This is a genomic window from Mesorhizobium sp. M7A.F.Ca.CA.004.06.1.1 (assembly GCF_003999135.1).
Classification (GTDB): domain Bacteria; phylum Pseudomonadota; class Alphaproteobacteria; order Rhizobiales; family Rhizobiaceae; genus Mesorhizobium.
The window spans coordinates 1-7,390 of record NZ_RZPQ01000250.1 but is presented as its reverse complement, the minus strand read 5'-3'; the positions used below and the strand labels follow the sequence as shown (position 1 = coordinate 7,390).

Below are 7,390 nucleotides of genomic sequence, written 5' to 3'. Positions count from 1 at the left end.
GACCATGTGCTTCGTCGCCGTGGTCGTGCAGTCGCGGCTCATGACTTTCGACCGCTCGCTGGAAGAAGCCGCGATGGATCTTGGCGCAACGCCGGTGAAGACCTTCTTCCAGATCACATTGCCGGTCATCATGCCGGCGATCGTCTCCGGCTGGATGCTGGCTTTCACGCTTTCGCTCGACGATCTGGTCATCGCAAGCTTCACCTCCGGGCCGGGCGCGACGACGCTGCCGATGAAGATCTACAGCCAGGTTCGCCTCGGCGTGACGCCGGAAATCAACGCCGCCTGTACCATTTTGATCGCCGTCGTGGCGATGGGCGTCATCATCGCCTCGCTTGCCAACAAGCGGCGTGAGGTGCAGCGCCAGCTCGACGAGCAGGTGGCGCAGCGCGGGTGAAAGACAGAAGGCGCAGTGTCGCCTATTCCCCCGAAACGCCGCGGCTGATCGGGGAAATGAACGGCGTGCTCCAGGTTCCGCCGACGAAGAATGATGACTGGTTGGGACCTTGCTGGCCGTTGGCCTGCGTTGCCGCCTGGTCAGGCTGAATGACGCCGCCGGACAAGGCCAGTCCGCGCCCGGCGTAGGACGCGATGCCGGACAGCCAGATCTTGTACTTCGCTGAATTGGCCTCGGCCTTGTCGATCCGCGCCACGCCCTTCGAAATGGTGGCCTTGATCTCGGCACCGTCGATCGGCAATGTTCCGTCAGAGACATCGTCGAGCGCGAAGAAGCCGCCCTGTTCGGTATGTTTGAGGAAGGCCGGCAGGTTGAGCTTGCTCAACGCACCCGGCCCGAAGGTCGCCGAGACCGAGCCGTCGGCATTGTCGAAGATGGAATCCCAGGTTCTGCCCGGCCCCTTGAGGATCACCGAGACGGTGCCCGTGCCGACCGGCACCAGCCGCGTCATCCCTGCCGCCGTGCCGAATGCACCGCCGTCGATGTCGGACGCCAGAAGGCGGATTTCGACCTGTGAGCCTTCCGGCTTGCGATCGAAGCGAAGGCTGGTCTGGATGTTGCCGCCGAAGGCCGAGGCATCGGAGATGTCGAAGACGGACAGACCATCCTTGACCTGGGCCGTGGCGGCGACATCGGCGAGCTGGATAGGTCCCGCCGTGGCGTGGGCTGCCGACAGCCTCAGATCGAGATTGATCTTGTCGGCGAAACTTGTGTCGATTTCGCCGGGTCCCGCCCCTCCGGTCGGCACCAGCGGGGTGAAGGCTGACAGAAACGATCTGAGGTCGAGCGTGTCGAAGGCGAGCGTGCCGGAGATCACAGGTTGTGCTTCGCCAAGCGAGAGGTCCAGTGCACCCATCCCCGGATTGTTGTCGAGTGCAATTGCCGTGTTGTCGAACTTGACGCGCCCGCCGGTCGCGGTGATCTTGCTCGAAATGCTGACCGAGCCGATCGCTGCACCCGGAGCGATGCCGGCCTGCGACCATTCCAGGACACGCCGCAGCGAGGGTGCCGAGAACTTCGCCTGACCGTCGAAATAGGTATTTTCAGACATGCTGGCCGTGCCGTCGAACGAGAAGGTGGCGGGCGCCGCCTTAAAGGACAGCGTCAGCGGCGCCGTGCCGCCGGCAAACAGCACAAGCGGTCTGGCCGAGGCGACGTCCAGCGCGACGCTTTCGCCCCGCCAGATCCCTGTTGCCGACAGCGTCGCATTGCTGTTCATCGCCGCCCAATTCGCCTGACCGTTTAAACTGCTCAGGATCTCGACGTCCTTGCCGCCGATGGACGCTACCATTCGGCCGTCGCGAAACTCGACCGTGCCGAAGGTGTCGGTAGGCAGCTTGTCGAGGTCCGGCTTGGCGGGGTCGGCATTGACCACGCCGCGCGCCGTGTCGATGGAACGCGTGATGCGCCCGCCGGTGGGGACAGCGGGCAGGAAAAGGCCGGCAGGCGTGCGCTGGACCCGGATCGTCGGCCGCACCAGCCGCGCCGTCGAAAACACCACGTCGCCGCGCAGCGCCGCCATGGCGGAAAGGTCGACCTCGACCCGTTCTGCCTCGACCACAGGCGGCGCCTCGGTGTCGGTCCATTGTGAAAGCGTCACATCGGTCAGGATTGCCCGGAATGTCGGCCAGACCTCGATGCGCGGCGAACCGTCGATGGCGACCCGGAAGCCGCTCCACGCGCTCATTTCCCAGGCGATGCGGTCGCGCACGATACGGGTGGAGGCAATCAGCGGCAGGGCGGCAACGACCAGCGCGACGACGATCACGGCAGCGCCGATCGCCCATATTCCGCGCCGGATCATAGATGATGGCATATGGCCCCGTATGCTTCCATTCCGACAAATCGCCCGGCGGGTGTAACCCCGATCGTCACCACGACCCCGGTCGTCACCACGACCCCCAGTCATGACCACGACTTCCGGCCGCCACCACGACTTCAAGTTGTCACTACGACTTAGGGCTGAGGCATTTCAAGTCTTTATGGCCCGGCGATGGCATTTGCGCACATCTGGTCGCATCAGCCGAACAAAATCTTGCTCTGCTGCGCTGCGATATGCATAAGCGATGGCGACCGTGGAGGAACGATCATGGCTGCCGGACAACCGCTCTGGACCCCGACGCAAGACCAGATTGACGCAGCACCCTTGACCGCCTTCACCAAGGCCGCCGGAGTGAAAGCCGGCGTAGCGTTTTCCTCGTATTCGCAGCTTCATGCCTGGTCGGTCGAGGACCGTGAGGGGTTCTGGAGCCTGATCTGGGATTTCTGCGGCATCGTCGGCGACAGGGGCGATAACCTGCTCGTCGACGGCGACAAGATGCCCGGCGCTTCTTTCTTTCCCGATGCGACACTGAATTTCGCTGAGAATCTGCTGAAGAAGACCGGCTCAGGCGACGCAATCGTGTTTCGCGGCGAAGACAAGGTCGAGCGCCGGCTGTCCTGGAACGCGTTGCACGCGCTGACCTCGCGGCTGCAGCAGCTTTTCCTGTCGCTCAAGGTGAAGAAGGGCGACCGCATTGCCGCCATGATGCCCAACATGCCGGAGACCGTCGCCGCCATGCTGGCCGCGGCCTCGATCGGTGCCGTCTGGTCGTCTTGCTCTCCCGACTTCGGCGAGCAGGGCGTGCTCGACAGGTTCGGCCAGATCGAGCCCGTCGTCTTCATCGCGCCGGATGGCTATTGGTACAATGGCAAGGCGATCGAAGTCGCCGACAAGATCGCCGCGGTCGCGGCCAAGCTCGGCACTGTCCGCAAGATTCTGGTCGTCGATTATCTCGGCACATCGACTGATGTCGCCGGGACCATCGACAAGGCGGTAGCGCTGGAAGAGGCGCTGTCGCCCTTCGTCGGCAAGCCCGTTGCCTTCGAGCCGCTGCCGTTTTCGCATCCGCTCTACATCCTGTTTTCGTCGGGAACGACCGGCATTCCCAAATGCATCGTCCATTCGGCCGGCGGCACGCTGATCCAGCATGTCAAGGAACACCGGCTGCATGCTGGTCTCACCGATGGCGACCGCTTCTTCTACTTCACCACCTGCGGCTGGATGATGTGGAACTGGCTGGTGTCGGGGCTCGCTTCGGGGGCCACGTTGCTGCTCTATGACGGTTCGCCCTTCTACCCCGACGGCAGTGTGCTGTTCGATTTCGCCGATGCCGAGAAGATGACGTTCCTCGGCACCTCGGCCAAGTTCATCGATTCCGTGCGCAAGGCTGGCCTCAAGCCGATCCGCACGCATGATCTGGCCACTGTGCGGGCAATCTCCTCCACCGGCTCGCCGCTATCGCCGGAAGATTTCCGCTTCGTTTATGACGGCATCAAGAAGGACGTGCATCTGGCTTCGGTCTCCGGCGGCACCGACATCGTCTCCTGCTTCGTGCTCGGCGTGCCGACGCAGCCTGTCTGGACCGGCGAGATCCAGGGACCCGGCCTTGGCCTTGCGGTCGATGTCTGGGACGATGACGGCAGGCCGGTCCGGCAGGAGAAGGGCGAGTTGGTCTGCACCAAGGCTTTTCCGGCGATGCCGATCGGCTTTTGGAATGACCCCGAGGGCAAGAAGTACCGGGCGGCCTATTTCGAGCGCTTCGACAATGTCTGGTGTCACGGCGATTTCGCCGAATGGACCGCGCATGGCGGCCTGATCATCCATGGCCGCTCCGACGCCACGCTCAACCCGGGCGGCGTGCGCATCGGCACGGCGGAGATCTACAACCAGGTCGAACAGATGCCGGAGATTCTGGAAGCGCTGTGCATCGGCCAGGACTTCGACAACGACGTGCGCGTCGTACTGTTCGTGCGCCTGGCCGCCGGCGCGCAGCTCGACGAGAATCTGGAAAAACGCATACGCGCTAAGATCCGCAGTGGCGCCAGTCCCCGCCATGTCCCGGCCAGGATCGTTGCCGTGTCGGATATTCCCCGCACCAAGTCGGGCAAGATCACCGAGCTTGCTGTGCGCGACGTGGTGCACGGCCGCGCCATCAAGAACAAGGAAGCGCTCGCCAACCCGGAAGCGCTCGACCTGTTCAAGAACCTGCCACAGCTGGCCGAGTGACCGCCAATGGATGTCGCTCCAGAGGAGCCACTGTTGGAGGCAACGAGATGGGTGAAAAAGGCCTTTCCAGCATGGTTAACGAAATATCACGCTAGAATTTACCTAGATTTCATGAGTGGTACACATTCGTAAATTTTCCGGAGCCCCGGTAAGGAGTTGTTAAGGTCCGGCGTCGATAGTCGCAGGTAACTTGAGGGAGAAATCCCGTTCCTCAGCCCCGAGGATCCGAATTCGCTCAAGCCCCCGTTGTGACAGCAATCCCATCTCTTAAGGCGTCCTTTGGGCGCCTTTTCTTTTTATCGGGACCGAACCGCGGAGAGGGCTGACCTATTCCGCGAGCACACGGGTCGACGGAAAAGCGACCTCGACCAGAGTGCCTTCGCCCGGTGTCGAATTGATGGTGAACCGGGCACGGTTGGCTTCCACCATCGCTTTGGTCAACGGCAGTCCAAGCCCGGTCCCGTCGCCGCGTCCGCGCTTCAGCGCGTTGATCTGCTTGAACGGCTTCAGCGCCTGCTCGATCTCGGCATGGCTCATGCCGATGCCGGTGTCGCGCACCCGCATGACGACGTCGCCCGAGGTCTCATAGGCGGTCGAGACGATCACCTGGCCGCCGGCCTGAGTGTAACGGATGGCATTCGACAGGATGTTGAGCGCGATCTGGCGCACGCTGCGCAGGTCGGCCACCACTTCCGGCAGCCGCGAAGCGAAGCTGGAGCGGATGATGACCCGTTCGCGGTTGGCCTGCGGCTGCATCATCGCCACCGTCTCGGCCAGCGTGTCGTTGAGCGACACCGCCTCATAGGCCATCTCCTGCTGGCCAGCCTCGATCTTGGAGATGTCGAGCAGGTCGTTGACCAGGTCGAGCACATGATTGCCCGAGCGGTTGATATCGCGCAGATAGTCGCGGTAGCGGTCGTTGGCGACAGGTCCGAACTTCTCGTCGACCATCAATTCCGAAAAACCGATGATGGCATTGAGCGGGGTGCGGATCTCGTGGCTGATGCGGGCCAGGAAATCGGTCTTCTGCGAGGACGCGCGCTCGGCCACCGCACGTGCCTGCGTCAAGTCCTCTTCGGCCCGCTTCCACTGCGTGATGTCGCGAACGACGGCGCAGAAGCCGCTGTCGTTGGGCAGCCGGCCGATGGTCATGAACAGCGGAATGAAGCGTCCTTGCGACTCGCGCCCGATCACCTCGCGGCCGTCGTTCATGACACTCGCCACGCCGGGTTCGGACAGTCCGTTGAGATAGTCGCGCGCCGCGCGCTGGCTTTCGATCGCAAACAGCGAGGCGAACGGCTTGCCGGTCACATCGTCGCTGTCGAAGCCGAACAGCGCTTCCGCAGGCCGGCTAATCGATCGGATGGTGCCGTCACGGCCGATCAACACGACGCCGTCGGTGGCGGTGTCGATAATGGTGCGCATCTCGGCGATGCGCGCCTTGAGTTCGGAAATATCCGGCTGCGTCTGCTCGTCGCCAACCACATGCAGGCTCGCCGGCGCATCATCCTCGCCGGAGCGTCGCACGACCAGCATCAGCGCCTTGCCGTCGCGCCAGGGGACCGAGCGCAAAATGGCCTCGATCGGGAATTCCTGTCCGTCACGCGTTTTCAGCCGCAGCGCGCGATCGGTGCCGTCGGAAACGCCGTCGTCGGCATAGGGGTCGGCAAACAACGCGCCGAGGCCGCCGGCATCCGCCAGATCGTCAAGCGCCTCGTAACCCGTCAGGCTGAGGAATTCCTCATTCGCATAGTGCAACCGGTCCCCGGAATGGATGAGCAGCGGCACGGGCAGCTTGCCGAGCAGCGACGTGTCCGGAGCCTTGTGTTCATCTCCGGCGGAAAACGCCGACGGCACGAACCCTTCGGCCTTGAGCGGCGGAACCTGCAGGCGAGGGCGCTCGAGGGGTATTTCCGCAGAGACGCCTGCGGTTTCCTCGCCAACCGTCTGCTCGTCGGGCGACGCGGCTTCCTCGTCGGGCTGCGCCCAATCCTCATTGTCTTCGGCATCGCGAAAATCCGCCGACGTCATGCTGTCGTCATCGAGGCCATCATGTGTCGCGTCAGTGGATTCAGGCTCTTCGCCGGGCGAAACGGCAGCTGTGTTCTCTGGTTCCGCCGCCACGGGGCCACGTTCGTCATCTTGGCCGGCATAGTCGAGCAACGAGCCCGTCACATTCACCCCCGAGCGGGCGTCACGAGGGGCTTCGTCCGCGTGACCGTCAAGCCGTGCCAGATCCCGGTCGTCTTCGGCATCGACATCGGATGCCTCGACCGGTTCGTTCTCTGGCCCTGACGCAGGGATGCCGTCGGTGCGCATCGGGTCGTCGGACGCATTGACCGGAGCCTCGGTCTCCGCTGCCGATGCCTCCACAGTCTCGGTCTCTGGCGGCCCGACCGGAGCGCTATCCTTCTTCAGCCGCTCGCCGATTTCGCGGAACGCGCTGCGTTCCAGGGTCGACAGGCCCTTGTCGTTGGCAGGCTGGCGATGTTCGGCGAGCCGGATCACCTTATCGGCAAAGCGCCGCTCCTGTTTCGGCACGATGGTCAACGCCGGCACCTCGCCCTTGAACGGATCCGATGCCTGCGTGTCCTCGGTCTTGGGCTCTTCGGCGTTCGGCTGTTCGGGCGCGGGTTGGATGACTTGCGGTTCCGGCGTTGCCGGCGCCTGGCTATTGGGCACCAGCGCCATGCCGATGGCCTCCGGATCGACGACCGCGTCGCTGGCGCGGGCGACGCCGAAGCCGCGGAAACCCTCGAAGGCGCGGCTGCGGCCATAGACAGGCAGCGCCGCCAGGTCGACCGGTATCTTCAGATCGGTGCCGACGACCGGCCACAGCACGGAGCGCCCGGACCAGGTATCGCGCCGTTCGAGGAGCCCTGATA

The 7,390-nt window shown here is 63.8% G+C and carries 4 protein-coding genes; 2 read left to right on the top strand and 2 right to left on the bottom strand.

Features of this window, described 5'->3' with window-relative positions:
• The coding region (locus EN906_RS16580; protein ID WP_127375262.1) for an ABC transporter permease subunit at positions 1 to 397 on the top strand (397 nt) is incomplete at its 5' end.
• A 22-nt stretch (positions 398 to 419) separates the two neighbouring features.
• Here the strand turns inward: EN906_RS16580 and EN906_RS16575 are convergent.
• Positions 420 to 2,273, bottom strand: coding sequence for an AsmA family protein (locus EN906_RS16575; protein ID WP_127272203.1), 1,854 nt, complete (start codon positions 2,271 to 2,273; stop codon positions 420 to 422).
• A 273-nt stretch (positions 2,274 to 2,546) separates the two neighbouring features.
• Here EN906_RS16575 and EN906_RS16570 point away from each other — a divergent pair, with 273 nt between their 5' ends.
• Positions 2,547 to 4,505 (top strand): acetoacetate--CoA ligase, encoded by a 1,959-nt coding sequence (locus tag EN906_RS16570; RefSeq protein WP_127270180.1) that lies wholly within the window; start codon positions 2,547 to 2,549, stop codon positions 4,503 to 4,505.
• Between the two features lie 327 nt (positions 4,506 to 4,832).
• On the opposite strand, the gene EN906_RS16565 is transcribed toward EN906_RS16570, so the two are convergent.
• On the bottom strand, positions 4,833 to 7,390 hold a 2,558-nt coding region (locus EN906_RS16565), incomplete at its 5' end, for a histidine kinase dimerization/phospho-acceptor domain-containing protein (protein ID WP_127375261.1).